The organism is Amycolatopsis camponoti, assembly GCF_902497555.1.
GTDB lineage: Bacteria > Actinomycetota > Actinomycetes > Mycobacteriales > Pseudonocardiaceae > Amycolatopsis > Amycolatopsis camponoti.
Map to the genome: position 1 here is coordinate 1,839,281 of NZ_CABVGP010000002.1, position 25,247 is coordinate 1,864,527.

Annotated in this window: 27 protein-coding genes and 1 pseudogene; 21 read left to right on the forward strand and 7 right to left on the reverse strand. The window is 71.3% G+C overall.

Features of this window, described 5'->3' with window-relative positions; all coding sequences use genetic code 11:
• Window positions 1-26: 26 nt before the first annotated feature.
• From infB to AA23TX_RS28980, 4 genes are all read left to right on the forward strand, one after another.
• Window positions 27-3,023 carry a translation initiation factor IF-2 gene (gene infB / locus AA23TX_RS28965; RefSeq protein ID WP_155545953.1) on the forward strand — a complete coding sequence of 999 codons (2,997 nt, stop codon included), beginning with the start codon at window positions 27-29 and terminating at the stop codon, window positions 3,021-3,023.
• 166 nt (window positions 3,024-3,189) lie between these two features.
• Window positions 3,190-3,483, forward strand: a complete 294-nt coding sequence (locus AA23TX_RS28970) for a DUF503 domain-containing protein (protein ID WP_155545954.1) — start codon at window positions 3,190-3,192, stop codon at window positions 3,481-3,483.
• A gap of 9 nt (window positions 3,484-3,492) precedes the next feature.
• Complete coding sequence (rbfA, locus tag AA23TX_RS28975) at window positions 3,493-3,969, forward strand: 30S ribosome-binding factor RbfA (protein ID WP_155545955.1); 477 nt, start codon at window positions 3,493-3,495, stop codon at window positions 3,967-3,969.
• A gap of 3 nt (window positions 3,970-3,972) precedes the next feature.
• Window positions 3,973-4,791: an alpha/beta hydrolase gene (locus AA23TX_RS28980; RefSeq protein WP_155545956.1), complete on the forward strand. Its 819-nt coding sequence runs from the start codon at window positions 3,973-3,975 to the stop codon at window positions 4,789-4,791.
• Here the strand turns inward: AA23TX_RS28980 and AA23TX_RS28985 are convergent.
• Complete coding sequence (locus tag AA23TX_RS28985) at window positions 4,783-5,406, reverse strand: class I SAM-dependent methyltransferase (protein ID WP_155545957.1); 624 nt, start codon at window positions 5,404-5,406, stop codon at window positions 4,783-4,785. The genes AA23TX_RS28980 and AA23TX_RS28985 overlap by 9 nt on opposite strands.
• A complete protein-coding gene (locus tag AA23TX_RS28990; protein ID WP_155545958.1) occupies window positions 5,403-5,945 on the reverse strand; it encodes a TetR/AcrR family transcriptional regulator in 543 nt (180 codons plus the stop codon). Before AA23TX_RS28990 ends, AA23TX_RS28985 begins: the two co-directional genes overlap by 4 nt.
• Window positions 5,946-6,113: 168 nt before the next feature.
• On the opposite strand from AA23TX_RS28990, the gene AA23TX_RS28995 reads away from it, so the two are divergent.
• Complete coding sequence (locus AA23TX_RS28995; RefSeq protein ID WP_155545959.1) at window positions 6,114-6,344, forward strand: NfeD C-terminal domain-containing protein; 231 nt, start codon at window positions 6,114-6,116, stop codon at window positions 6,342-6,344.
• Window positions 6,345-6,355: 11 nt separating this feature from the next.
• Window positions 6,356-7,501, forward strand: coding sequence for an SPFH domain-containing protein (locus AA23TX_RS29000; protein ID WP_155545960.1), 1,146 nt, complete (start codon window positions 6,356-6,358; stop codon window positions 7,499-7,501).
• A gap of 3 nt (window positions 7,502-7,504) precedes the next feature.
• Here AA23TX_RS29000 and AA23TX_RS29005 read toward each other — a convergent pair whose 3' ends face one another.
• Window positions 7,505-8,536 carry a TRM11 family SAM-dependent methyltransferase gene (locus AA23TX_RS29005; protein WP_196425574.1) on the reverse strand — a complete coding sequence of 344 codons (1,032 nt, stop codon included), beginning with the start codon at window positions 8,534-8,536 and terminating at the stop codon, window positions 7,505-7,507.
• Between the two features lie 25 nt (window positions 8,537-8,561).
• On the opposite strand from AA23TX_RS29005, the gene AA23TX_RS29010 reads away from it, so the two are divergent.
• A complete protein-coding gene (locus AA23TX_RS29010; RefSeq protein WP_155545961.1) occupies window positions 8,562-9,551 on the forward strand; it encodes a DHH family phosphoesterase in 990 nt (329 codons plus the stop codon).
• 60 nt (window positions 9,552-9,611) lie between these two features.
• On the forward strand, window positions 9,612-10,931 hold the full coding sequence (locus tag AA23TX_RS29015) for an MATE family efflux transporter (protein ID WP_155547378.1): 1,320 nt from the start codon (window positions 9,612-9,614) through the stop codon (window positions 10,929-10,931).
• 159 nt (window positions 10,932-11,090) lie between these two features.
• Here the strand turns inward: AA23TX_RS29015 and AA23TX_RS29020 are convergent, their stop codons facing one another.
• The gene (locus AA23TX_RS29020) at window positions 11,091-11,903 is read right to left on the reverse strand and encodes an SDR family oxidoreductase (protein ID WP_155545962.1); all 813 of its coding nucleotides are present in this window, start codon (window positions 11,901-11,903) and stop codon (window positions 11,091-11,093) included.
• A gap of 165 nt (window positions 11,904-12,068) precedes the next feature.
• Here AA23TX_RS29020 and AA23TX_RS29025 point away from each other — a divergent pair, with 165 nt between their 5' ends.
• The gene (locus tag AA23TX_RS29025) at window positions 12,069-13,394 is read left to right on the forward strand and encodes an MFS transporter (RefSeq protein WP_155545963.1); all 1,326 of its coding nucleotides are present in this window, start codon (window positions 12,069-12,071) and stop codon (window positions 13,392-13,394) included.
• Here the strand turns inward: AA23TX_RS29025 and AA23TX_RS29030 are convergent.
• Window positions 13,339-13,848 carry a GNAT family N-acetyltransferase gene (locus tag AA23TX_RS29030; protein WP_155545964.1) on the reverse strand — a complete coding sequence of 170 codons (510 nt, stop codon included), beginning with the start codon at window positions 13,846-13,848 and terminating at the stop codon, window positions 13,339-13,341. The two genes, AA23TX_RS29025 and AA23TX_RS29030, sit on opposite strands and share 56 nt — an antisense overlap.
• A 66-nt stretch (window positions 13,849-13,914) precedes the next feature.
• Here AA23TX_RS29030 and truB point away from each other — a divergent pair, with 66 nt between their 5' ends.
• The 11 genes from truB to AA23TX_RS29085 all read left to right on the forward strand — a co-directional run bounded on the left by truB (window position 13,915) and on the right by AA23TX_RS29085 (window position 23,583).
• A complete protein-coding gene (truB, locus tag AA23TX_RS29035; protein WP_155545965.1) occupies window positions 13,915-14,820 on the forward strand; it encodes a tRNA pseudouridine(55) synthase TruB in 906 nt (301 codons plus the stop codon).
• A 28-nt stretch (window positions 14,821-14,848) separates the two neighbouring features.
• Window positions 14,849-15,832: a bifunctional riboflavin kinase/FAD synthetase gene (locus AA23TX_RS29040; protein ID WP_196425575.1), complete on the forward strand. Its 984-nt coding sequence runs from the start codon at window positions 14,849-14,851 to the stop codon at window positions 15,830-15,832.
• 95 nt (window positions 15,833-15,927) lie between these two features.
• A complete protein-coding gene (locus tag AA23TX_RS29045; protein WP_155545966.1) occupies window positions 15,928-16,401 on the forward strand; it encodes a helix-turn-helix domain-containing protein in 474 nt (157 codons plus the stop codon).
• A complete protein-coding gene (locus tag AA23TX_RS29050) occupies window positions 16,401-16,901 on the forward strand; it encodes a 2'-5' RNA ligase family protein (protein ID WP_155545967.1) in 501 nt (166 codons plus the stop codon). The genes AA23TX_RS29045 and AA23TX_RS29050 overlap by 1 nt, the downstream gene beginning before the upstream one ends.
• Before the next feature lie 143 nt (window positions 16,902-17,044).
• Entirely contained in the window at window positions 17,045-17,314 is a 270-nt protein-coding gene (gene rpsO, locus AA23TX_RS29055; protein WP_155545968.1) for a 30S ribosomal protein S15, read from the forward strand.
• Between the two features lie 229 nt (window positions 17,315-17,543).
• Window positions 17,544-19,790, forward strand: a complete 2,247-nt coding sequence (locus tag AA23TX_RS29060) for a polyribonucleotide nucleotidyltransferase (RefSeq protein ID WP_155545969.1) — start codon at window positions 17,544-17,546, stop codon at window positions 19,788-19,790.
• 129 nt (window positions 19,791-19,919) lie between these two features.
• Window positions 19,920-21,284, forward strand: a complete 1,365-nt coding sequence (locus tag AA23TX_RS29065) for a M16 family metallopeptidase (RefSeq protein WP_155545970.1) — start codon at window positions 19,920-19,922, stop codon at window positions 21,282-21,284.
• Complete coding sequence (gene dapB, locus AA23TX_RS29070; protein ID WP_155545971.1) at window positions 21,281-22,021, forward strand: 4-hydroxy-tetrahydrodipicolinate reductase; 741 nt, start codon at window positions 21,281-21,283, stop codon at window positions 22,019-22,021. Before AA23TX_RS29065 ends, dapB begins: the two co-directional genes overlap by 4 nt.
• Complete coding sequence (locus AA23TX_RS29075; RefSeq protein WP_196425576.1) at window positions 22,018-22,464, forward strand: tetratricopeptide repeat protein; 447 nt, start codon at window positions 22,018-22,020, stop codon at window positions 22,462-22,464. Before dapB ends, AA23TX_RS29075 begins: the two co-directional genes overlap by 4 nt.
• Before the next feature lie 85 nt (window positions 22,465-22,549).
• Window positions 22,550-23,383, forward strand: a complete 834-nt coding sequence (locus AA23TX_RS29080) for a Scr1 family TA system antitoxin-like transcriptional regulator (protein WP_196425577.1) — start codon at window positions 22,550-22,552, stop codon at window positions 23,381-23,383.
• A gap of 8 nt (window positions 23,384-23,391) precedes the next feature.
• Window positions 23,392-23,583, forward strand: a complete 192-nt coding sequence (locus AA23TX_RS29085; protein WP_338422517.1) for a DUF397 domain-containing protein — start codon at window positions 23,392-23,394, stop codon at window positions 23,581-23,583.
• Here the strand turns inward: AA23TX_RS29085 and AA23TX_RS29090 are convergent.
• Window positions 23,548-24,066, reverse strand: coding sequence for a YqaA family protein (locus tag AA23TX_RS29090; protein ID WP_155545972.1), 519 nt, complete (start codon window positions 24,064-24,066; stop codon window positions 23,548-23,550). The two genes, AA23TX_RS29085 and AA23TX_RS29090, sit on opposite strands and share 36 nt — an antisense overlap.
• 245 nt (window positions 24,067-24,311) lie before the next feature.
• On the opposite strand from AA23TX_RS29090, the pseudogene AA23TX_RS50315 reads away from it, so the two are divergent.
• Window positions 24,312-24,662, forward strand: a pseudogene (locus AA23TX_RS50315) (GtrA family protein); the annotation flags it as partial.
• 24 nt (window positions 24,663-24,686) lie between these two features.
• Here the strand turns inward: AA23TX_RS50315 and AA23TX_RS50320 are convergent.
• The gene (locus AA23TX_RS50320) at window positions 24,687-25,244 is read right to left on the reverse strand and encodes a GNAT family N-acetyltransferase (RefSeq protein WP_155545973.1); all 558 of its coding nucleotides are present in this window, start codon (window positions 25,242-25,244) and stop codon (window positions 24,687-24,689) included.
• Between the last annotated feature and the right edge of the window lie 3 nt (window positions 25,245-25,247).

A 25,247-nucleotide genomic window follows, 5' to 3' on the forward strand; every position in this document is an offset into this window, starting at 1 on the left:
CTGGCCTCCCCTAGATGAGGAGAGCTGTGCCAGGCAAGGCCCGCGTACACGAGCTCGCTAAGGAGCTCGGCATCACCAGCAAGGACGTTCTCGCCAAGTTGAAGGAACAGGGCGAGTTCGTGAAGTCCGCGTCGTCCACGGTCGAGGCGCCCGTCGCCCGCCGTCTCCGCGACGCGTACGCGCCCAAGGGCGCCAAGAAGCCCGCACCGACCCCCGGCCCGTCGGCGCGCCCCGGGCCCCCGGCCGCCAAGCCGGGCGCTCCCGCGCCCAAGCCCGCGTCGCCCGCTCCCCAGCAGCAGGCGCCCGCGGCGAAGGCCGCTCCGGCGGCCCCGCAGCAGCAGGCACCGGCCTCGCGGCCGGCCGCCGCACCGGGCGGCCGTCCCTCGGGTCCCGGCCCGCGGCCCGGTCCGCGTCAGCAGCCGGCCGCGCCCGCTCCCCAGGAGCAGGTCCCGGCCGCGAAAGCCGAAGCGCCCGCCGCACCCAAGCAGGAGACCCCGGCCGCGCCCTCGGGCAACACCGGTTCGGTCGTCCCGCCGAAGCCGCAGGGCCCCAAGCCCGGCGGTCCCAAGCCCGGTCCGCGCACCCCGCGGGTCGGCAACAACCCGTTCGGCGTCGGTTCCGGCGCCCCGCCGCGCCCCCAGGGCCCGCGGCCCGGTGGTGGCGGTCAGGGTGGCGACACCCGTCCGCCGCGTCCCGGTGGCGGCCAGGGCGGCGACCGCCCGGCCCCGCGGCCGGGTGGCGGCGCCGGTGGCAACCGGCCCAGCCCGGGCAACATGCCCCCGCGGCCCAACCCCGGCATGATGCCGGGCCGCACGCAGCGTCCCGCCGGTCCCGGTGGCGGCGCCCGCGGTGGTCCCGGTGGCGGCGCTCGCGGCGGCCCTGGTGGCGGCGCGCGTGGCGGTCCCGGTGGCGGCGGCGGCGGTTTCCGCGGCGGTCCCGGTGGCGGCGGCGGTGGCGGTGGCTTCCGCGGCGGTCCCGGTGGCGGTGGCGCCGGCGGTGGCGGCGGTTTCCGCCCGGGTGGCGGCACCGGTGCCCCGGCGGGCGGCGGCGGTTTCCGTGGCGGCGGCGGTGGCCGTGGTGGCCCCGGTGGCCGTGGCGGTACCGCGGGTGCCTTCGGGCGTCCGGGTGGTCCCTCGCGCAAGGGCCGCAAGTCGAAGCGGCAGAAGCGCCAGGAGTACATGGACAACATGCAGGCGCCCAGCGTCGGCGGCGTCCGCTTGCCCAAGGGGCAGGGCGAGACGATCCGGCTGCCGCGGGGTGCTTCGCTGACCGACTTCGCCGAGAAGATCGACGCCAACCCGGCTTCGCTGGTGCAGGTGCTCTTCCACCTCGGCGAGATGGTCACCGCGACGCAGTCCGTGTCGGACGACATCCTCGAGCTGCTCGGCGGCGAAATGAACTACACGGTTCAGGTCGTCTCGCCGGAGGAAGAGGACCGCGAGCTGCTGGAGACCTTCGACATCACCTACGGCGACGACGCGGGTGGCGAAGAGGATCTGCAGGTCAGGCCGCCGGTCGTGACCATCATGGGTCACGTCGACCACGGTAAGACCCGCCTGCTCGACACGATCCGGAAGACGAAGGTCCGCGAGAGCGAGGCCGGCGGCATCACGCAGCACATCGGTGCGTACCAGATCGAGACCGAGCTCGAGGGCAACCCGCGCCTGATCACCTTCATCGACACCCCGGGTCACGAGGCGTTCACCGCCATGCGTGCCCGTGGTGCGAACTCGACCGACATCGCGGTGATCGTGGTGGCGGCCGACGACGGTGTGATGCCGCAGACGGTCGAGGCGATCAACCACGCGCAGGCCGCCAAGGCCCCGATCGTGGTCGCGATCAACAAGATCGACAAGGAAGGCGCGAACCCGGACAAGATCCGGCAGCAGCTGACCGAGTACGGCCTGGTCGCCGAGGAGTACGGCGGCGACACGATGTTCGTCGAGATCTCCGCGCGGCAGAACATCAACATCGACGGCCTGCTCGAGGCGATCCTGCTGACCGCCGACGCCGCTCTGGACCTCCGGGCCAACCCGGACATGGAGGCCCAGGGTGTCGCGATCGAGGCGCACCTCGACCGCGGCCGCGGCCCGGTGGCCACCGTCCTGGTCCAGCGCGGCACGCTGCGCGTCGGCGACTCGGTCGTGGCGGGTGACGCCTACGGCCGCGTCCGCCGGATGGTCGACGAGCACAATGTCGACGTCACCGAGGCGCTGCCGTCGCGTCCCGTCCAGGTCATCGGGTTCACCTCGGTGCCGGGTGCGGGCGACACCTTCCTGGTGGTCGACGAGGACCGCGTCGCCCGGCAGATCGCCGAGCGCCGCTCCGCTCGTACTCGCAACGCGCTCAACGCGTCGCGTCGCAAGCGGGTCAGCCTCGAGGACCTCGACTCCGCCTTGAAGGAGACGAACAGCCTCAACCTGATCATCAAGGGTGACAACTCGGGTACCGTCGAGGCCCTCGAAGCCTCGCTGCTCCAGCTGGACGTCGGTGAAGAGGTCGAGCTGAACGTGGTCCACCGCGGTGTCGGTGGCGTGACCGAGTCGGACATCGACCTGGCGACCGCGTCCGACGCGATCGTCCTCGGGTTCAACGTCCGCGCCCAGGGCAAGGCGACCGAGCGGGCCACCCGCGAGGGCGTCGACGTCCGGTACTACACGGTCATCTACCAGGCGATCGACGAGATCGAGCAGGCCCTCAAGGGCATGCTCAAGCCGGAGTACGAAGAGGTCGAGCTGGGCCGCGCGGAGGTTCGCGAGGTCTTCAAGTCCTCCAAGATCGGCACGATCGCGGGTTGCCTGGTCATGTCCGGCGAGATCCGGCGCAACGCGCGGGCCCGGCTGCTGCGCGACGGTACTGTCGTCGCGGAGAACCTGCCGGTCAGCTCGCTGCGGCGGTTCAAGGACGACGTGGTCGAGGTCCGCGAGGGCTACGAGTGCGGTCTCACCCTCGGTTCGTACGGCGACCTCAAGGTCGGCGACCTGATCGAGACGTACGAGCAGCGCGAGAAGCCGCGGGCGTAAGGCTCGGTGGTGGGAGGGGCGTGCTCGCGGACTGCGCTCGCCCCTCCCACCTCATCGTGTCCTTTGGGGGTCGAACCCCCAAACCCCCGCCAGGGGGCAAACCCCCGCCAGGGGGCAAGCCCCCTGGACCCCCGGGTGGTCCCTACTACACCAACCTCACTTGCCTATGTTCGTCGGAGCCCTCGAGCTCGACATCCTGCTCGGCGACGTCCATTCGTTGAAGCAGAAGAGATCCGTGGTCCGGCCGGTACTGGCGGAGGTGCGCAAGCGCTTCGCCGTGTCGGTGGCCGAAGCCGGGCACACCGATCTGCACCGCCGGACCCTCATCGGGGTGGCCGTGGTCGCCGAAGGTGGCGAGCACGTCCGTGACGTGCTCGACTCGTGTGAGCGGTACGTGGCGAGCCGGCCGGAGTTCGAGCTGCTCACCGCACGCCGCCGGCTGCTCGGTCCAGAAGACTAGGAGAAAGACATGGCTGATCCTGCTCGGGCTCGCAAGCTCGCCAAGCGGATCTCGCAGATCGTGGCGTCCGCGATCGAGCACGAGGTGAAGGACACCCGGCTGGACTACGTGACCATCACGGACACGAAGGTCACCGGCGACCTGCACGACGCCACGGTGTACTACACGGTGCTCGGCGAGAAGCTGGACGTCCCCCCGGACTTCGCCGGCGCCGCCGCCGCGCTCGAATCGGCGCGCGGGATGCTGCGCACGAAGGTCGGGCAGGGCACCGGGGTCCGCTACACGCCGACGCTGACGTTCGTCGCGGACACCATTCCCGAGGAGTCGAAGCGGATCGAGGACCTCCTCGCGAAGGCCCGCGAGGCCGACGCGGAGGTCGCGCGTCGCTCGGCCGGGGCTCAGCACGCGGGCGAGCCCGACCCGTACAAGGCCCCTCGCGAAACCGAGGACGAGGACGAACTCGCGGAGGAGGAGAGCCGGGGCTGACCCGTGCTCTCCCGCCGCGGCCTGCTCGCCGGCAGCGCGCTGACGCTGCTGGCGGGCTGCTCGTCTTCCGAACCGGCTCCGGGCCCACCGCCGGTGCCGGCGCCGACCGGCCCGTCTCCGCTGCGCGACCCGGTGACGGTCCAGCGCATGCCCTCGGCCGCCCGCGGCACGGACGTCGACCTGGTCCTGATCACTCCCGAAGGCGTTCCGTCGTCGGGATTGCCGGTGTGCCTGGCCCTGCACGGCCGCGGCGCCCGTGCGCGGACGTTCCTCGACCTGGGCGTCCCGTCCGCGTTGACGGAGGCGGTGCGCGCGGGCATCCCCCCGTTCGCGGTGGCGGCCCTCGACGGCGACCACTACTGGGTCGACGTAGGTGCCGGCGACGACCCGCAGCGCATGCTGACCGACGAAGTCCCGGCTTGGCTGGCGGCCCGCGACCTGCGTCCGCCGTCAGCGGTGTTCGGCATTTCCATGGGCGGCTTCGGCGCACTGCGTTTCGCCCGCGCCCACCCGGACCTGAAGGCGGTCGCCACGGCGAGCGCGGCGCTGTTCGTGAGCTGGCCGGACGCCCGCAGCCGCAAGGTGTTCTCGGGCGAGGACAACTGGCGCGCGGAGGAACCGTTGCTGCACACGGCAGACCTGAAGGCGGAGAGCCTGGGCATCTGGTGCGGCGACGCGGACCCGTTCCTGGGCGCGGACCGCAAGCTGGTGCGGGCGGTGAATCCCGCGGTGGCCGCCTTTTCCCCGGGCAAGCACGAGGACGCCTACTGGCGCGGAATCCTGCCGGAGGTCCTGAAGTTCTTGGGGCAGCGGCTAAGCTGACGCGCGCGCGAACAGGATGGCCTGCGACACCGTGTTTTCCGGGTTCAGCGCCCATTCCGCCTCGACGGTGAACCCGGCCGCCCGCACCCGCTTCGCCAGCCACCACGGTTGCCGGAGGTGGACGTGGACCCGCATCGGGTGCCCGCCGTACCCTTCGGTCTTCAACCGGCTCCCCACGCCCACGTGATACCCGATCACCAGCAGCCCACCCGGCCGCAGCACCCGCCGGAAATGGTCCAGCGCCACCGGGACCTCGTCGTCCGGGACGTGGATCAGGGACCAGAACGCCAGCACCCCCGCCACCGATGCGTCCGGCAGCGGCAGGTCCGTCATCGAACCCACCTCGAACCGCTGTCCCGGGTGCTCCCGGCGGGCGATGTCGATCATCGCCGGTGACAGGTCGATGCCGGACGCTTCGACGCCGAGCGACGCCAGAAAGGCCGTGAACTGCCCCGGCCCGCAGCCGACGTCCACCGCCGGCCCGTCGACCTCGGACGCGAACAGCGTCAGCGCCGCCTTCATGTGCGGCTGGGACGACAGCGCGTCCGAAACGAAGTCCGCGTAGCTCGAAGCCACCGTGTCGTACGACGTGCGCGTGTCCGCGAGCCAGGTCATCGGACGCGCAGCCCGTCGAGGACCAGGCCGAGCGCGCGCCGCCAGTCCGGGGTCGCCGTCGCCGCCGCGAACACGATCGCCAGGTCCTCGCCGCGGAAGTCCGGCCGCAGCGCTCCCGCCTCCTGGGCGCGCGAGATGATCCGGCCGATCCGGGAAGCGTTGGCCTGCTTGGCCTTCTCCAAGCCGGACGTCCGGTCGAACGCGCGCGTGCACACCTGGGTGAAGCCGCGGTCGCTCACCTGCATCAGGACCGACCGCTCGAGGAACAGCACGAAACCGTCCCAGGGATCGTCGAGGGCGAGGGCCTCTTCGGCCGCTGCTCGCGCTTCCTCCAGCGTCGGCAGGAACGCCGCTTCGACCAGGTCGGCCCGCGTCGGGAAGCGGTTGTAGAGCGTGCCGATCGCGACCTCGGCGCGGCGGGCGATCTCGTCGAGCGGGGCGTCGACGCCCTTGGCACCGAACACCTCCCGCGCGGCCGCGACCAGCGCCTCCCGGTTGCGCCGGGCGTCCGCGCGCAGGGGGCGTTGCTCGACCGTCACACGCCGGAGTATAGCCAAGCCGGACGTTCCTCCCACGCGCGAGAAGCCCGCCCGGTTGCCTCCTGATCGGAACCTCACAGTGCCCGCCGCCCGCGCCGGGCGGGAGCACAATGGGACTCAGCGGGGGCTCACCCGCACCGAGGCGGCCACCGAGGGAGGTCGGCACCCGTGCACTCCGACCTTTCGCCGGCCGGCCGGACCGGAGTCCTCCTGGTCGGCACCCGCGGGCAGCGGGGCCCCGGGGAGGTGCTGATCAGGATCCGGGGCGGACTGGAAACCTTCCTGGCCTGGTCCGACACGGAGCTGCCGAAGGGGGCGACCGTCCTGGTCGTGGAATCCCGGGGCCGGCGCACGGTCGACGTCGTGGCGTGGGACGCCTCGGAACCCCCTTCCCAGTAGAAGGACAGGCCATGTTCGGATATCGCGTTCCCGCCCCCAACGAGGCGATGCTCATCTCCGGGGGCAAGCACAGCCAGGGCGCGTCGCCGTTCCGGGTCGTCACCGGCCACGGCGCGTTCGTCATGCCGGTCTTCCGGAAAGTCCGGTTCCTCACGCTTTCCATGAACGAAGCCGAAGTGACCGAAGTGTGCGTCACGAAACAGGCCATCGCGCTCACGGTGCGGGCGGTGATCGCGTTCAAGGTCGGCAACGACACCGAGAGCATCGTCAACGCCGGCCAGCGCTTCCTCTCCGACCAGGACCAGATGTCCGTGCTGACCGGCCGGATCTTCGCCGGGCACCTGCGCTCGATCATCGGGTCGATGACCGTCGAGGAGATCATCACCGAGCGGCAGAAGCTGGCGACCGAGGTGCTGGACGGCTCGGCGGTGGAGATGGCGAAGATCGGGCTCACCGTCGACGCGCTGCAGATCCAGTCCATCGATGACATGAAGCTCGGCTACATCGCCGCGATGGCCGCGCCGCACAACGCCGCGATCCAGCGGGACGCCCAGATCGCCCAGGCCGTGGCGAACCAGGCGGCGGCGGAGGCCGAGCAGAAGTCGCAGCGGACGCAGGCGGAGTACGCCCGGCAGACCTCGATCGTGCAGGCGCAGTACCGCGCCGAGGTCGAGGCGGCCCAGGCGGAAGCCGCGCAGGCCGGGCCGCTGGCGCAGGCGAAGGCGCAGCAGGAGGTCATCGACGCGCGCACCGAGCTGGCCCAGCGCGAGGCCGAGCTGCGTCAGCAGCAGCTGGTGGCCGAGGTGATCAAGCCGGCCGACGCGGAGGCCGAGCGGATCCGCATCCTGGCGCTGGCCGAGGCGGAGAAGATGCGCGTGCAGGCGGAGGCGGCCGCGTCGAACAACCGGGTCGCGCTCGACCGGATGCTCATCGACCAGCTGCCGCAGATCGTCAAGGAAGCCGGGCGCGGGCTGTCCGGCGCGAACGTCAACATCCTCAACGGCGCCGACGGCCTGGGCGAGATGGCCGCGGGCCTCGTCGGCCAGGGACTGTCCATCTTGGACTCGGTGAAGCGCGGCCTGAGCACGCCGCCGGCTCCGGCGGGAGCGCCGGAGGACAACGGACAGGCGCCGGTGAAGGGCGAACTCACCCAGTAGCGCTCAGGAAGCGGGCTTCACCGCGACGACCAGGTCACGCAGGATGGCCTGGTCGACCCGGTGGGTGAACTCCGCCCACGGCCCGCCTTCGCGGACGTCGAGCCCGGCCTTGCGCAGCACCTCGACGAGTTCTTCCCGCGGCAGCACGGTGGTGTTCCACGAGATGCCGAGCGCCCCGCCGGGCCGCAGCACGCGCGTCCACACCGGGACGGCCGCCGCGAGCAGGTCGCGCGGGCTGCGCTGCAGGCCGGCTTCGCGGTGGCTGCCGTGCTGCACGCCGTACGGCGCGTCGGTGACGATCACGTCGCAGGAGTTCGCCCGCAGCACCTCGTCGGTGGTCAGCGTGTCGGCCTGGAAGTACGTGAGCTTGCGGGTCTCGCCCGCCTTGTAGTCTTCCTTGCTCAGCGCGTACTCGATGTCGAGCCGCCGCCCGAGGCGGACCTTGTTGCGCCGCAGCTGTCCCGAGTCGGCGGTGTGCTTGACGCGCTTGTTCCGCAGCCACGTCTTGATGAACGCCTCGTAGGCTTCGAAGTCCTTGGCGTCGACGTCCAGGCCGGTGGCGTGCAGACCGTACATGATCGCCTGGTTGAGCGTGGTGCCGCGGCCGCACAGCGGGTCGAGCAGGTACTTCGGCTTGGCCGAGAAGGGGTCCGCCGTCGCCAGCAGGGTGACGTTCAGCAGCAGCTTCGTGAACGACTCGTTGGTCTTGCCCGCGTACTTCAGGATGGTCAGCAGGTCCGAGTCGGCCTTCGCCAGCGGCGTCACGGTGACCGGGCGCAGGACGCCGTCACCCAGCTCGAACAGCGCGTACAGCGACGACAGGTTCGACAGCAGCGCGAGGTCGGCCTCGCCCAGCGCCGACGAGCTGGTGAAGCGCACGTAGCCGACGCCGCCGAGCTCGACCTCCTCGATCCCGGACAGCTCGGCCGACAGCGCCGCGCCGAAGATCGCCAGCTCGGCGCGCAGCAGCGCGGGGGAGGAGGCGGCGTAGACCCGGTTGGCTGACGGGTGGACCAGGATCACGTACTCAGGCATCCCGCAGAGCGTAGCGTGACGCACCGTGACCCCTACTTTGGCGCAGGACATCCGGGACGCGGCCGCGCTGCTCGCGTCGGCCACCGACGTGACGGTGCTCGGCCACGTCCGCCCCGACGCCGACGCGCTGGGCAGCGCCCTCGCCCTCGGCCGGGCGCTGCTCCAGCGCGGTGCGAAGGTCCGCGTCTCCTTCGGCGAGCCCGACGAGGCGCCGGAGACGCTGCGGTGGCTGGACGAGGACGGGTTGCTCACCCACCCGGACGACCTGCCCGACACCGAGGCGCTGCTGGTCTGCGTGGACACGCCGGTGCCGAAGCGGCTGGGCCGGCTCGCCGGGCGCGTCGAGCTGGCCGGTGCGGTGCTGGTGATCGACCACCACGCGACCAACACGTTCTACGGCGGCTGCAACGTCGTCGACGAGTCCGCCGAAGCCAGCGCGATCCTGGTGTTCCGGATCCTGGACGCGATGGGCGTCGAGCCGGACGAGCCGATCGCGCGCGGGATCTACGCGGGGATCGTCACCGACACGAGCGGGTTCCGCCGCGCGAGCCCGGAGACGCACCGGATGGCGGCGCGGCTGCTGGAGGCGGGCGTCGACGCCGAAGCGGTGGTGCGGCGGATCGTCGACGAGCGGCCGTTCGCGTGGCTGCCGATGCTGTCGTCGGTGCTGCGCGAGGCCGAGCTGGAGCCGGAAGCCGCGCAGGGGCGGGGATTCGTTCACGCGGTGGTCCGCGTCGACGAGGCCCGGACGGTGCGCGGCGAAGAGGTCGAGTCGGTGATCGACGTCGTCCGCTCGGTGCGCGAGGCGGCCGTCGCGGCGGTGCTCAAACAGGACGTGACGAACCCCGCGCAGTGGCAGATCTCGTTGCGCAGCATCGGGATCGACGTCTCGGCGGTGGCGGCGGAGTTCGGCGGCGGCGGGCACCGCCAGGCCGCGGGCTGCACGATCGCGGGCACCGCCGAAGAGGTACTGGCCGGGTTGCGGGAGGCACTGGAGCGGGCGCCGCTGCTGTGAGCTTCGCGGCGCTCCCACCGGCCGGAACTGTCGGTGCCGGCGGTTAGAGTCCGGTTCGTGGTGAACGTGGAGGAGACGGAGCGGATCCCGGCGAAGCGCGTGCTCGGCCTGGCCGTGCCCGCGCTGGGGGTGCTGGCGGCCGAGCCGTTGTACGTGCTGGTCGACACCGCGGTGGTCGGCCACCTGGGCGCGCTGCCGCTGGCCGGGCTCGCGCTCGGCGGCGTCGTGCTGGCCCAGGTGTCGAGCCAGCTGACGTTCCTGTCGTACGGCACGACGTCGCGCACGGCCCGGCTGCACGGGGCCGGCCGCCGGGCCGACGCGGTCCGCGAGGGCGTGCAGGCGACGTGGCTCGCGGTGTTCGTCGGGCTGTTCGTGCTGGTCGCCGGGCAGCTGCTGGCCTGGCCGATCGCGCGGGTGCTCTCGGGCAGCGACGAGGTCGCGGCCGCGGCGGTGTCGTGGATCCGGATCGCGCTGTTCGGGGCGCCGCTGATCCTGGTCACCATGGCCGGCAACGGCTGGATGCGCGGGGTCCAGGATTCCGCGAAGCCGTTGCGGTACGTCCTGGCGGGCAACGGGATCTCGGCCGTGCTCTGCCCGGTGCTCGTCTACGGGGCCGGGCTGGGGCTGGAGGGTTCGGCGATCGCGAACGTCGTCGCGCAGGTGATCTCGGCGGCGCTGTTCTTCGCGGCGCTGGTGCGCGAGAAGGTCGGCCTGCGGCCGGACTTCAAGGTGATGCGCGCGCAGCTCGGCCTCGGCCGCGACCTGGTGCTGCGCAGCCTGGCGTTCCAGGCGTGCTTCGTCTCGGCGGCCGCCGTCGCGGCCCGGACGTCGACCGAGGCGGTGGGCGCGCACCAGGTGGTGCTGCAGCTGTGGACGTTCCTGGCGCTGGTGCTGGACTCGGTGGCGATCGCGGCGCAGTCCCTGGTGGGGGCGGCGCTGGGCGCGAACGCGGCCCGGCAGGCGCGCGGGGTCGCGTCGCAGATCACCGGGTACGGGCTGCTGCTGGGGTGCTTCCTGTGCGTGCTGTTCGCGGCGCTGTCGTGGGTGCTGCCGCACGCGTTCACGTCCGACCCGGGCGTGCTGGCGGAGATCCCGCACGCGTGGTGGTTCTTCGTGGCGCTACAGCCGATCGCGGGGGTGGTGTTCGCGCTGGACGGCGTCCTGCTGGGCGCGGGTGACGCGGCATTCCTCCGCAACGCGACCCTCGGCAGCGCGGCGCTGGGTTTCCTGCCCCTGATCTGGGCGTCACTGGGCTTCGGCTGGGGCCTGACGGGCATCTGGACCGGCCTGTCCCTCTTCATGGTCCTCCGCCTGGCCTTTGTCCTGGCCCGCTGGCGCTCCGGAAACTGGGCGATAACCGGCGCAGTCCGCCCGGCTTGACCGTGCGCCGCGGGGCATCAAGCGTGATCAGGCGGGCATCGCGTGTGTCTGGAGGGGCATCACCCGTGATTGGGAGGGCATCGACGTGATGCCCCTCTGATCACACGTGATGCCCCTTCAATCACACGTGATGCCTCTCTGATCACGCGAGAAGCCCGTTTACGCTCGGGCTCGGCGGGCGTGGCGGACCCGGCGGTCCACCATCCGGCGCAGGAACGGCGCGGCCAGCGGGCCCAACGCCGCGAGCAGGGCCACCGACCGGTCCGGGTACACCGCGTACCGCTCCCGCTCCACCGCCCGGACGATCGACGACGCCACGGCCTCGGCCGCCATCGGGCGGATCGTCCCGCTGATCGCCGCCGTCTCGGCCGGCTTCCAGCGGTTCTCCTCGGCCAGCTGCGGCGTGTCGACGTCCGGCGGGTACACGCACGCGACGTGCACCCCGGCCGGGTTCAGCTCGTCGCGCAGGGCCTCCATCAGCCCCCGCACCGCGAACTTCGCCGGCGCGTACGCCGTGTACCCGTAGATCCCCAGCACCGCGGCCGCCGACGAGATCGCCACGATCGACCCGGTCCGCCGCCGGACCATCGACGGCGCCACCGCCCGGACCGCGTGCAGCGTCCCGAAGTAGTCGACCTCCACCATCCGCCGGAAGACCTCGTCGTCCAGCTCCAGGAACTCGCCCGGACGCGCCTGGCCCGCGCACGTCACCAGCACGTCGCACGGCCCCGCCGCCTCGACGAGCGACGAGAAGGCCGCGGTCACGTCCTCCTGCACCGAGACGTCGGCGACGGCGGTCCGCACCGAGGCACCGCGTGACTTCAGCGACACCGCGGCCTTCCGCAGCCGCGACTCGTCCCGCGCCACCAGCGACACGGTCGCGCCACGCGAAGCCAGCGCCGCCGCCGTCGCCAGCCCGATCCCGCTGGACCCGCCGGTGATCACCGCGTGCGCCCCGTGCAGGCCGGTCACGAAACCACCCCCGAACGCGAATGAGATTCACATACAACCATGTGGTGAACGCCACCGGGATAACAGCTATGTTTCGTCGTTGCTTAGGCGCTACAAGTAGTAGGGACGGCAGCGCAGGCGTCCGCACGAACAGCACGCCGAACAGCCGAATCCCTGGAGGTCCCTGTGCCGCCCGCCACCGGCCGCGCCACCGCCCGGTCCTGGCTCATCTGGCTCGCCGCCGTCACCGTCTACCTCCTCGCGGTCTTCCACCGCACCTCCTTCGGCGTCGCCGGGCTGCAGGCGGCCGAGCGCTTCGGCGTCGGCTCGGCCGCGCTCGGGACGTTCACCGTGCTGCAGGTCGGCGTGTACGCCGCGATGCAGATCCCGACCGGCGTCCTGGTCGACCGCTACGGCCCCCGCCGCGTCCTCACCGTCGCGGTGCTGGTCCTCGGCGCCGGCCAGCTCCTCCTCGGCGTCGCCCACTCCTACGGCCTCGGCCTAGTCGCCCGCGGCGTGCTCGGCCTCGGCGACGCGCTCACCTTCGTCAGCGTGCTGCGACTGGTCGCCGCCCACTTCCCGGGCCGCCAGTACGCGCTGCTGACGTCGTTCACCGCGGCCGTCGGCTACATCGGCAACCTCGCCGCCACCGTCCCGCTCTCGCTGGTGCTCGACAGCGCCGGCTGGACCCCGACCTTCCTCGCGGTCGGCGCGATCACCGTCCTGTACACCGTGGTCGTGACGCTCCGGGTCCGCGACGTCCCGGCCGGCGTCACCCAGCCCGCGCGCGAAGCCGTCCGCCCGCGCCAGCTCGCCCACCAGGTCGCCGAGGCGTGGCGGACGCCGGGGACGCGCCTGGGCTTCTGGGTCCACTTCAGCACGATGTTCGCCCCCAACGCCCTGACGCTGCTGTGGGGCGTGCCCTGGCTGGTGCAGGGCCAGGGTCAGTCGATGGCCACCGCGAGCGCGCTGCTCACCGTGTTCGTCTTCGGTTCGATGGCCGGCGGGCCGCTGCTCGGCGGCGTGATCGGCCGGCGCCCGTCGCTGCGGATGCCGCTGGTCGGCGGGTACATCGGCGGGGCCGTGCTGATCTGGGCGGTGCTGCTGAGCTGGCCCGGGCAGGTGCCGGTCGGGCTGCTGGTGCCCGCGTTCGCCTTCCTCGCCCTCGGCGGCCCGGCGTCGATGATCGGCTTCGCGCTCGCCCGCGACTACAACCCGCTCAGCCGGGTCGGCACGGCGACCGGCGTGGTCAACGTCGGCGGTTTCGTGGCGACGACCATCGCCGCGCTGCTCGTCGGCGTGCTCCTGCAGTGGACCGGCGGGAGCTTCCGGATCTCGCTGCTGGCGATCGTCGCGATCCTGGCGCTGGGCACCTCCCGGATGCTCGTGTGGTGGCGCCGGACGCGCGCCCACCTGTTCCTCGCCGAAGCCCGCGGCGAGGAACTGCCGGTGCGCATCACCCGCCGCCGCTGGGACGCCGCCTTGCCCGAGACGCCGATCGTGGCCGCCTGACCAGCGCTTGCAGGAGGTGCGGGGCCACGGCGAACCCGCGCCGCTCGTAGGCCGGCACGGCCCGCGGCGACGAGTGCACGGTGACCCGCTCCAGCCCGAGTTCCCCGGCCAGCCGCAGGACGGCCTCGATCAGCCGGCCGCCGAGGCCGCCGTCGCGGGCTTCCGGCACGACGTACACGCATTGCACGTCGCCGGCGGCCCGCGCGAACGCCGCGGGGGTCGGCACGCGCGGGGTGATCACCAGGAAGGCCATCCCGAGCACGGTTTCCCCGCGCACCAGGACGAGGCAGCGGTGCGTCGCCGCGTTTTCGGCCGCCCACGCGGCGAACTCGCGCACGAACACCGCCCGTCGCTCGTCGGGCAGGCCGTCCCGCTCGGCCACCCAGCGCCACCGGAGCCCGGCGACGGCTTCGAGCTCGGCGGGCCGGGCGGCCCGGACTTCGATCTCCGTCACGCCCCCATGGTGGCCCGGCCGAGCGGCCTGATCGAACCACGACCGGCGGCCGCTAGGGTTTGCCGCGTGTCGAGCCCCAAACCGCCCCGCCGTCCCGCCCCGCCGCCCGGTCTCGTGATCGTCGACAAGCCCGCCGGCATGACGTCGCACGACGTCGTCGCCCGCGCCCGCCGCATCATGGGCACCCGCAAGGTCGGGCACGCCGGCACGCTCGACCCGATGGCGACCGGCGTGCTGGTGCTCGGCATCGAGCGCGCCACCAAGCTGCTCGGCCACCTGGCGCTGGACCGCAAGACCTACCTGGCCACGCTCAGCCTCGGCAGCAGCACGACGACCGACGACGCCGAGGGCGAGATCCTCGGCACGGCCGAAACGAAGGACGTCACCGACGACGCCATCGCGAACGGCGTCGAGAAGCTGACCGGCGCCATCCAGCAGGTGCCCAGCGCGGTGAGCGCGGTCAAGATCGACGGCAAGCGCGCGTACGCCCGCGTCCGCGCCGGCGAGGACGTCGTCCTCCCGCCGCGCCCGGTCACCGTCTACCGCTTCGACGTCCTCGGCGTCCGCCACGAGGAGGACCACGTCGAGGTCGACGCCGTCGTCGAGTGCTCGTCGGGCACCTACGTCCGCGCGCTGGCCCGCGACCTCGGCGCGGACCTCGGCGTCGGCGGCCACCTGAAGGCGCTGAGGCGCACCACGGTCGGCCCCTTCACCCTGGCGAAGGCGAAGACCCTCGACCGGCTCGAAGAGACGCCCGAGCTGAGCCTGGACCTCGACGCCGCGGTCGCCGCCGCCTTCCCGCGCCGCGATCTGGACGCGGCGTCGGCGAAGGCGGTCCGCCACGGCCAGCGCATCCCGGCCGTCGGCGTCGAGGGCACCTACGGGCTCTTCGGGCCCGACGGCCGGGTGCTCGCCCTGGCCGCCGACGAAGAAGGCGTGTCCCGGGCAGTGGTCGTGTTGCTGCCCGCCTAGGGTGGCGGGTGAGAGACGGGAGTTCGACGTGCTGCGGTGGCGTGGGCTGGGGGATCTCCCCGGCGGCTGGGGCCGGTGCGTGGTCACCATCGGCGTGTTCGACGGTGTCCACCGCGGGCACCAGGAGCTGGTCGGCCGGACCGTGGCCGCGGCGGCCGAACGCGGGCTGCCGAGCGTCATGCTGACGTTCGACCCGCACCCGTCGGAGGTGCTGCGCCCCGGGAGCCACCCCGCGCAGCTGACCACGTTGCGGCGCAAGGCGGAGATCGTCGAAGGCCTCGGCATCGACGTCTTCTGCGTGCTGCCCTTCACCCTGGAGCTGTCCCGGCTGCAGCCGGAGGAGTTCGTGCACGAGGTGCTCGTCGACCGGCTGCACGCGGCCGCGGTGATCGTCGGCGACAACTTCACCTTCGGCGCCAAGGCCGCGGGCGACGTCGCGCTGCTGCGCACCCTCGGCCGCCGGTTCGGTTTCGCCGCGTACGGCGCCGAACTGCAGGGCAAAGAACTGTCCGAAGAGGACCAGTCGGCGATCACGTTCTCGAGCACCTACGTCCGGTCGTGCATCGACGCGGGCGACGTCGTCGCCGCGGCCGAGGCGCTGGGCCGCCCGCACCGCCTGGAGGGCATCGTCGTCCGCGGTGACGGCCGGGGCCACGAGCTCGGCTACCCGACGGCGAACCTGTCGACGCCGCGCTTCGCCGCCGTTCCCGCCGACGGTGTCTACAGCGCCTGGTTCACCCGCTCGGCCGACCCCTCGCGCCGGTTGCGCGCCGCCGTCTCGGTGGGCACGAACCCGACGTTCTCGGGGCGCGAGCGGACCGTCGAGGCGTTCGTCCTCGACGTCGACGAGGACTTCTACGGCCAGCACGTGGCGATCGACTTCGTGACGCGGCTGCGCGACCAGGTCCGGTTCGCCGACTCGGCCGGGCTGGTCACCCAGATCGACGACGACGTGATCGAGACGAGAAAGGCACTGGAGCTGCCCTCGGACGCCCCGACCGGGGGCGAATAGGGCGGTTTCGCGTTCACGCGCGTGACAGCGGTGGCAAGATGCTCACGGACGGTGTGCGCAGGTAGCGGGCCGAGTGGTTTAGGGGAGCGGAACTGGTGGAGGACCACAAGATCGTCCAGCGGAACATCGCGCTGCAGCGAGAGTGGTACGGCGAACCTCTGGGCGATCGGGTCCGCCGGCTCGTCGTGGCGTTCGACGTTTCGCAGGCGTTCCTGGCCGAGGTCCTCGGGATCAGCGCCCCCATGCTCAGCCAGGTGATGAGCGGGCGGCGGGCGAAGATCGGCAACCCGGTCGTGCTGGCCAGGATGATCATGCTCGAGCGCAAGATCCTGGTGCCCGAGGTCGCCGCGGGCAACCGCGACGCGATGCTGGCCGCGATGGAGGACGTCCGCGACTCCCGGCCCACCGTCGGCCGCGACAACATCCCGGTGGTCAACGAAGACCAGAAGGTCCTCACCTACCTGCGCGACCTGGCCGAGGACGAGGACCTGAGCGAGGCCGCCAAACGGCTCGACGACGAGTTCCCGGCCATCGCCGACCTGCTGCGTCGGGCGGGCCACGGCGCCTGATGCCGGCCCTGTTCAGCGCGCTCGTCCCGCCGGACGACGTCGTCGAAGCCGTCGCCGAAGCGCTCGGTGACCCCGGGGAGGGCCTGCGCTGGGAGCCGCCGGAGCGCTGGCACGTCACCCTCGCCTACTACGGGCCGGACGACGTGGGCACCCGCGCCGCCTGGCTGGCGGAGCGGCTGGCCGGGCGGCCCGCCGTCGACGTGCGGCTGGAAAAGGCCGCGACGTTCCCCGGGGTGCTGTGGTTGACTGTTGCCGGCCCGGACCTGACGCCGCTCGCGCTCGCCGCGGGGGCCGGTGCCGAGGCGAGGCCGTACGTGCCCCACCTCACGCTGGCGCGGTTCCCCCGGGAAGAACCGGGGCTCGCCGGGCGTTGGGAAGAAGGTCTGTCGACTTTCACCAGCCGGAGCTGGAAAGCCACCGAAGCGGTGCTGATGACCAGCGAGCGCGAACCGGGCGGAACCCGCTACCGGGTCGCCCGCGCGTTCGGGCTCTCCGGCTGAAGGCCCTGCTCAGAAGGCCTGCCGGGGTGACTGGTAACCTCACGAGCGGGTCCGGCTGCAGTCCGTGGCGGCCGTGACCGACTTCCCGGCGTGCATCCGCGTCCGGGGCCGCACGGCACTGATTATTTCGAGGAGCAACACAAGTGGCGCTGTCCACCGAAGACAAGAAGTCGATCCTGGCCGAGTACGGCGTGCACGACTCGGACACGGGATCCCCCGAGGCCCAGGTCGCGCTGCTGACCAAGCGGATCGTCGGCCTCACCGAGCACCTCAAGGCTCACAAGCACGACCACCACTCGCGTCGCGGGCTCCTGCTGCTGGTCGGCCGTCGCCGCCGGCTGCTGAACTACGTGATGAAGGTGGACATCGAGCGTTACCGTGCGCTGATCCAGCGCCTCGGCCTGCGCCGATAGCTTCAAACCGAGGGGGAGTGGCCGATGGCTGCTCCCCCTCGGTGCAGCAAGACCGAACGGCGCGAGCGCGCACGGGGAACCCGTCCGCCGGTCCTCGGTAGTGGCTTCCGGGAAGAGTCCCGGGGGCTTCGATCGAAGACCGGCATCACTCCTCGAGCGTCCTCAAGCGAAACGGGTCCCAGGGTGGGAGACTCGCGCCGACTGAAGGAACCAAAGAGGAGAAACATCTATGACCGACTCCACCGGAGTCACCGTGCACGAGACCGAAGCCGTGATCGACAACGGCAAGTTCGGCACTCGCACCGTTCGTTTCGAGACGGGCCGCCTGGCCAAGCAGGCTGCCGGCGCCGTCGTCGCGTACCTCGACGAAGAGACCATGCTGCTCTCGGCGACGACCGCGTCGAAGCACCCGAAGGACCACTTCGACTTCTTCCCCCTGACGGTGGACGTCGAGGAGCGCATGTACGCGGCCGGCCGCATCCCCGGCGCGTTCTTCCGTCGCGAGGGCCGTCCCTCGACCGACGCGATCCTGACCTGCCGCCTGATCGACCGGCCGCTGCGCCCGTCGTTCACCGACGGTCTCCGCAACGAGATCCAGGTCGTCATCACCGTCCAGAGCCTCAACCCGGACGACCCGTACGACGTGCTGGCCATCAACGCCGCGTCGGCGTCGACCCAGATCGCCGGCCTGCCGTTCTCGGGCCCGGTCGGCGGCGTGCGCGTCGCCCTGATCGAGGACCAGTGGGTCGCGTTCCCGACCTGGTCGCAGCTCGAGAAGGCGACCTTCAACATGGTCGTCGCCGGCCGCATCGTCGGTGACGACGTCGCCATCATGATGGTCGAGGCCGAGGGCACCGAGCACACGCTCGACCTGATCGCCGACGGCGGCAAGGCGCCGGACGAGGTCTCGGTCGCCGAGGGCCTCGAAGCGGCCAAGCCGTTCATCAAGGTGCTGTGCGAGGCCCAGCAGAAGCTGGCCGACGTCGCCGCCAAGCCGACCGGCGAGTTCCCGGTCTTCCTGCCCTACCAGCAGGACGCCTTCGACGCCGTCGCCGCGATCGCGACCGACGACCTGGCGAACGCGCTGCAGATCCCCGGCAAGCAGGCCCGTGACGCCGCGACCGACGAGGTCAAGGCCGCCGTCCTGGAGAAGGTCGGCGTCGGCGAGGGCGAAGCCTTCGAAGGCCGCGAGAAGGAGATCGGCGCCGCGTTCAAGGCGCTGTCCAAGAAGGTCATGCGCAAGCGCGTCCTCACGGACAAGATCCGCATGGACGGCCGTGGCCTCACCGACATCCGGTCGCTCGCGGCCGAGGTCGCCGTGATCCCGCGGGCGCACGGTTCGGCGCTGTTCGAGCGCGGCGAAACCCAGATCCTGGGCGTCACCACGCTGAACATGCTTCGCCTGGAGCAGCAGATCGACTCGCTGTCCCCGGAGACGCACAAGCGCTACATGCACCACTACAACTTCCCGCCGTTCTCCACCGGCGAGACCGGCCGCGTCGGTTCGCCGAAGCGCCGCGAAATCGGCCACGGCATGCTCGCCGAGCGCGCCCTCGTGCCGGTGCTGCCGAAGCGTGACGAGTTCCCGTACGCGATCCGCCAGGTCTCCGAGGCGCTGGGCTCCAACGGCTCGACCTCGATGGGCTCGGTCTGCGCGTCCACGATGGGCCTGTACAACGCCGGCGTGCCGCTGAAGGCGCCGGTCGCGGGCATCGCGATGGGCCTCATCTCCGACGAGGTCGACGGCGAGACCCGCTACGTCGCGCTGACCGACATCCTCGGTGCCGAAGACGCCATGGGCGACATGGACTTCAAGGTCGCCGGCACCAAGGACATCATCACCGCCCTGCAGCTGGACACGAAGCTCGACGGCATCCCCTCCGAGGTGCTCGCCGCCGCGCTGAAGCAGGCGAAGGACGCTCGCCTCACCATCCTGGAGGTCATCGCCGAGGCGATCGACGGCCCGGACGAGATGAGCCCGTACTCGCCGCGCGTCACCAGCGTGAAGATCCCGGTGGACAAGATCGGCGAGGTCATCGGCCCGAAGGGCAAGATGATCAACTCGATCACCGAGCAGACCGGTGCCGACATCTCCATCGAGGACGACGGCACGATCTACGTGGGCGCGGCCGACGGCCCGTCGGCGGAGGCGGCGATCGACCTGATCAACGCCATCGCCAACCCGCAGCTGCCCAAGGTCGGCGAGCGCTTCCTCGGCACCGTGGTGAAGACGGCCGCGTTCGGCGCGTTCGTCTCGCTGCTGCCGGGCAAGGACGGCCTGGTGCACATCTCCAAGCTGGGCAACGGCAAGCGGATCGCCAAGGTCGAGGACGTCGTCAACGTGGGCGACAAGCTCCGCGTCGAGATCGCCGACATCGACAACCGCGGCAAGATCAGCCTGATCGTCGTTCAGGAAGACGACGCTGCCGCGGCCCCGGCGCCCGCCGCCGACGCCGAGACGGCCGACGCCAAGTAAGACCAGTTCCGCTGAAGGCCTCCTGATCCGCTCGGTGCGGGTCGTGAGTGAGAAACAGGGTTAGAACACTGTTTCTCACTCACGACCTCGGCGGCAGGGGGCCTTCGCGGCATCGTGAGTAAGGATCCCATGGCACGGCAGGTTTCCGGGCACGAGCAGCCCGTCGGTACCACCCGCACGCTGGAGTCCACTCCGGACGGTGCGGTCGTCAAGCGCAGCGTCCTGCCCGGCGGTCTGCGCGTGATCACCGAGCACGTCCCGGCGTCGCGCTCGGCCACGGTCGGGCTGTGGGTGGGCATCGGCTCCCGTGACGAGCCGGACGCCGTCGCCGGTGCCGCGCACTACCTCGAGCACCTGCTGTTCAAGGGCACGAAGAACCGCGACGCCACGCAGATCGCCGAGGAGATCGACGCCGTCGGCGGCGAGTTCAACGCCTTCACGGCGAAGGAGCACACCTGCTACTACGCGCAGGTGCTCGACGCCGACCTCCCGCTCGCCGTGGACCTGGTCACCGACGTCGTGTTCGAGGCGCTCTGCACCGACCGCGACATGGACATGGAACGCAGCGTCGTCCTCGAAGAGATTTCGATGCGCGACGACGACCCGGAAGACCTGCTGCACGAGACGTTCGTGAGCGCGATCCTCGGCGACCACCCGCTGGGCCGCCCGGTGCTGGGCACCGAGAAGTCGATCATCGGCATGGCTCCGGCCGCGTTGCGCAGCTTCTACAAGCGCCGCTACACGCTGCCGCGGATGGTGCTCGCGGTGGCCGGCAACGTCGACCACGGCCAGGTGCTTCGCCTGGTGCGCAAGGCGTTGCGGGACAAGCTGGCCGGTTCGGCGACGCCGCTCGCGCCGCGCGAGGGCCGGGCCCGGATCAAGACCGTCCCGAAGCTCGCCCTGCACACCGACGACACCGAGCAGGCGCACGTCATGCTCGGCCTGCGGTCGCTGTCGCGCCACGACGAGCGCCGCTTCGCGCTGTCGGTGCTCAACGCGGCGCTCGGCGGCGGTATGTCGTCCCGGTTGTTCCAGGAGATCCGTGAGCAGCGCGGGCTGGCCTACCAGGTGTACTCGTCGGTCGCGAGCTACGCCGACACCGGGCACCTGGCCGTGTACGCGGGCTGCCAGCCGGAGAAGCTCGGCGACGTCGCCGGCGTCATCCGCGAGATCCTCGACAAGGTCGGCGTCGACGGCCTGACCGACGCCGAGGTCGCCCGAGCCAAGGGCCAGCTGCGCGGCGGGCTCGTGCTGGGGCTGGAGGACACGTCGTCGCGGATGTCGCGGATCGGCAAGAGCGAGCTCAACTACGGCCGCTACCTGGGCGTCGACGACACGATCGCCCGCATCGACGCCGTCACCACCGAAGAGGTGTGTGCGCTCGCTCGCACTTTGTTCGCCCGGCCGGGCGGGGTCTCGGCGGCGGCGGTCGTGGGGCCGTACGCTCACGCCGACGACCTTCCTGACGACCTGCACGAGGTGATCGCTTCATGACCATCAACGTCGGTGTGCTCGGTGCGCGCGGCCGGATGGGCGCGACGGTGGTGAACGCCGTCGAAGGCGCCGGGGACATGAAGGTCGTCGCCGCGTTGGACGCGGGCGACGACTTCTCGGCGCTGGCCGAGGCCCAGGTCGTCGTCGACTTCACCCACCCCGACGCCGTCATGGACAACCTGAAGTACCTGGTGGAGCACGACATCCACGCGGTCGTCGGCACGACGGGTTTCAGCGAGGACCGTTTGGCTTCGCTGCGCTCCCTGCTCGAGCCGAAGCCCTCGCTGGGCGTGCTGATCGCGCCGAACTTCGCCCTTGGCGCGGTTCTGGCGATGCGGTTCGCGGCCCAGGCGGCGAAGTTCTACGCTTCGGCCGAGATCATCGAGCTGCACCACAACCGCAAGGCCGACGCGCCCTCCGGCACCGCCGCGCACACCGCCCGGATGATCGCCGCGGCGCGCGCGGAGGCGGGCGTGACGCCGGGCCCGGACGCGACGACGTCCGAGCTGGACGGCGCCCGCGGCGCGACGGTCGAGGAGGTCCGCGTGCACTCGGTCCGGTTGCCGGGCCTGGTCGCGCACGAGGAGATCCTGTTCGGCGGCGAGGGGGAGACCCTGACCATCCGCCACGACTCCCTCGACCGGACGTCGTTCATGCCGGGCGTGCTGCTCGGCGTGCGCACGGTGGTGGCGCGTCCCGGCCTGACGGTCGGCCTGGAGAACGTGCTCGACCTGTGAAGGCTCGCAACGTCGCGCTGCTGATGACGGCGGCGCTGGTCGTCTACCTGGTCCTGCTCGCCGACCGGGCGTTCGCGCTGTTCGCGTCCGGCACCGGCGCGGGTATCGCGCTCGGGGTCGGCGTGCTGCTGCTGCCGATCCTGGGGATCTGGATCGTGGTCGTGACCTGGCGCAACGGCCTCCAGATCCAGCGGCTCTCGCGGCGGCTGGATTCCGAAGGTGCGCTGCCGGACGTCTCGGACCTGCCGCGCCGGCCCTCGGGGCGAGTGGACCGTGACGCGGCCGACGCGTGGTTCCAGGACCGCCGCGCGGAGGTCGAGGCGGACCAGGAGAACTGGCGTGCGTGGTACAAGCTGGCGTACGCCTACGACATCGCGGGAGACCGGCGACGGGCCCGCGAGACGATGAAGAAGGCCGTGGAACTGGAAGCCGCCGACCGCTGAGTTTTGCGCTGCTCCTCCGGGTGTGGCATTTCGCTGACAGTTGTCGTTCATTCGGGAAATGCGCGGTGTTCGTACCATCGCCCGCATGACACCGACTTCGTCTTCTCCCGGTTTGCGGGCGTTGTCCGCGTCGTTGCGCGAAGTGCGTGAGGCGCGGAAGTTCGGCTTGCGTGAGCTGGCGCGGGCGCTGGAGATCGATCCGCGGTTGTTGTCCCAGTGGGAACTCGGGATGCGCGTGCCGCCGGTGGAGGAGGTCGCGCGCATCCTCGGCTACCTGCGGACGGATCAGGTGACGGTCACGCGGATCCTCTTCCTGGCCAAGCACGCCAAGGACCCCAACTGGCTGGATGCCAATCCCGCTGATCTTCCTGCAGCACTCACGGCGGTCATGCAGTGTGAGCGCTCGGCGAGCCTGATCACCAACTGGTCGCCGCTGATCATCCCGGGATTGCTGCAGACTCCCGACTACGCCCGCGCGCTGCTGGCCGCTTCCGACATCAAGGTGGCGGATGTCGATGCGCGGCTGGTGGCCCGCTTGGAGCGGCAGCGGATTCTCACCGGGCACGATCCCGTTCGCCTCAACGTGATCGTCTCGGAGCTGGCGATCCGCGAGGTGGTCGGCGATGCGAACATCATGTCCGACCAGATCGACCACCTGCTCGCCTTAGCTGTTACATCTAACATTTCAGTGCGCATCGTGCCTGCGGACATCGGCTATTACCCGGGCAAGATCGGCATGTTCACCTTGTACGACTTCCCTGATGCGACCCCGATCGTTCTGCTGGAGCACTATCACGCAAGCGGCTTTGTCCACGATTCGGCGGGTACCGCCCCCTATCAGAAGCTGGTTAAGCTGTTGAGCCACAAGGCTTTATCCGAGGACGCCTCGCAAGCCCTGCTTCGGGAGGCGGCGCGTTAGGGGGCATCGTGTCCACGTGGCGAAAGTCGAGCTACAGCGCGAACGAGGCTGAGTGTGTCGAGGTGTTGCTCGCCGGAACCGTCGGCGTGCGGGACACGAAAGCCCGTCACCTCGGCGAACTCACCGTCTCCCGCGCCGCCTGGACCGCGCTGGTCTCCGAAATTTCAGTGGTGCAGCCAGCCCGCGAACACCGCGGGTGAAGCGGCTATCAAACTGAAGCGGATCCACCTTCCGGCGAAGCCCGTGGTCAAGAACGTCACGAGCCGCATGCGGACCACGCCGGCCAGCACGCTCGTCGCCATGAACGGCGGCAGGCCCACCAGGGAGCTGACTCCGTAGGTTCCCGCCATCCAGTGCGGGTGCCGGTGGCAGCGCTCGCGCAGCCGGTCGACCCAGCCGCGGATCCGCTTGGTCCGCAGTTCCCAGCGCACGCGCCGCGCGGTCATCGGCCGCTCGCGGTGGAGGCGGTCGTGCAGCCACTTCGGCAGCTTGATCGTGCCGCGCGCGGCCAAGAAGTACAGCGACTTGCCGGCGATCTGCCCCACGGCGACGGCCGCGCCCAGCCACAGCCAGTGCAGCCCGGGCTGGCTCGCGCACAGCCCGATCAGGAACACCTCGGCGTTGATCAGCGGCACGATGGCCGAACCGAACGCGACCCCCAGTGTCAGCAGGATCCAGCTCATCGTGTCACCTCCCACACTCGTTCGTGTTCTTCCAAGTTATCAGTTCGAAACCTGGAGTCACTGGGGTTAACCCCCCTATGCGGTAGGGGGGTGGTACCAGAAGATCACCTGCCGGACGGCTTCCGGCCACCTTCCCTTGCCAGGCTGACGGGGTGCCCGCCGACCTTTCCCGAACGCCCGCCGACCGATTCGGCGCCCTCTGCCGGGCGATCGTGCGCGTGCTGCCATGGGGCCTGTCGCGGATCGTGGCCCCGACGTTTCTCGGCTTCTGCCTCATCAACGGGTTCACGTTCGGCGTCGACCTGGGGCTGCTGACCGTCTTCCACGGGGTGGCCGGCTGGCCCGTGTGGCTCGCGATCACGGCGTCCTACGTCTGCGCGTTCGGGCTGAGTTTCGCGCTGAACCGGACGTTCAACTTCCATTCCCACGCCGCGATGGGAAAGCAGCTGGTGCTTTACATCCTCGCGATTGCTGTCAATTACGCGGCGTTTTTGCTGGGTGTGGGCGCGGGCCTGACGGCGCTGGGCGTCGAATACCACCTGTCACGGGTGCTCGCGGGTGCGTGCGAGGGCGTGTTCATGTACGCCGTGATGCGGTGGGTGATCTTCCGGGACGCCGGCTCAGGCGAGCGCGAGGTCGAGCGTGCCGGTGAGGCGGACCTCGCGGACCATGCGGTCGCCGGTGTCGAGGGTGCGGACCGTGCCGTCGGGGTTCCAGCCGGCCCGGCGGTAGAAGCCGAGGGAGGCGTGGTCGCCCTGGGCGACCCAGGCGATGCCGCGGCCGGCGCCGTCGGCCCGCAGGCCCGCGGCGGCCGTCGCGAGTAGGCGTCCGGCGTGCCCGCGGCGTCCCCACCGCGGCTCGACGAGCAGGGTGGCGACGAAGCCGGTGGTGCCGGCGTCCTCGGGCAGGCTGCCGTCGGCGGCGGCGATCTCGTCTTCGGGGGCCCGGCCCGCGACGACGAACCCGACGGTGAACTCGCCCTCGGTGGCCACGTAGACCTGGCTGGCCGGGTGGTCGATGGTCTCGGTCCAGGTGCCGACGAGGTCGGCGGCGTCCAGCTCGGCCAGCGCGTTCTTGCCCAGGAGGTCCTCGTAGGCGGCGTGCCAGGTGTCGCGCTGGATGCGGGCGATCTCCGCGGCGTCGGACAGGTCGGCGGGACGGACGGCGGCGTCGCTCATACC

Bases quoted from the DNA above. Each gene is read 5' to 3' on its own strand.
- rbfA (WP_155545955.1), top strand. From the start codon at position 3,493: ATGGCTGATCCTGCTCGGGCTCGCAAGCTCGCCAAGCGGATCTCGCAG.
- AA23TX_RS29000 (WP_155545960.1), top strand. From the start codon at position 6,356: ATGTTCGGATATCGCGTTCCCGCCCCCAACGAGGCGATGCTCATCTCC.
- AA23TX_RS29050 (WP_155545967.1), top strand. From the start codon at position 16,401: ATGCCGGCCCTGTTCAGCGCGCTCGTCCCGCCGGACGACGTCGTCGAA.
- AA23TX_RS28985 (WP_155545957.1), bottom strand. From the start codon at position 5,406: ATGACCTGGCTCGCGGACACGCGCACGTCGTACGACACGGTGGCTTCG.
- AA23TX_RS29065 (WP_155545970.1), top strand. From the start codon at position 19,920: ATGGCACGGCAGGTTTCCGGGCACGAGCAGCCCGTCGGTACCACCCGC.
- AA23TX_RS29005 (WP_196425574.1), bottom strand. From the start codon at position 8,536: ATGCCTGAGTACGTGATCCTGGTCCACCCGTCAGCCAACCGGGTCTAC.
- dapB (WP_155545971.1), top strand. From the start codon at position 21,281: ATGACCATCAACGTCGGTGTGCTCGGTGCGCGCGGCCGGATGGGCGCG.
- AA23TX_RS28970 (WP_155545954.1), top strand. From the start codon at position 3,190: ATGTTCGTCGGAGCCCTCGAGCTCGACATCCTGCTCGGCGACGTCCAT.
- AA23TX_RS50320 (WP_155545973.1), bottom strand. From the start codon at position 25,244: ATGAGCGACGCCGCCGTCCGTCCCGCCGACCTGTCCGACGCCGCGGAG.
- AA23TX_RS29090 (WP_155545972.1), bottom strand. From the start codon at position 24,066: ATGAGCTGGATCCTGCTGACACTGGGGGTCGCGTTCGGTTCGGCCATC.
- AA23TX_RS29080 (WP_196425577.1), top strand. From the start codon at position 22,550: ATGACACCGACTTCGTCTTCTCCCGGTTTGCGGGCGTTGTCCGCGTCG.
- AA23TX_RS29060 (WP_155545969.1), top strand. From the start codon at position 17,544: ATGACCGACTCCACCGGAGTCACCGTGCACGAGACCGAAGCCGTGATC.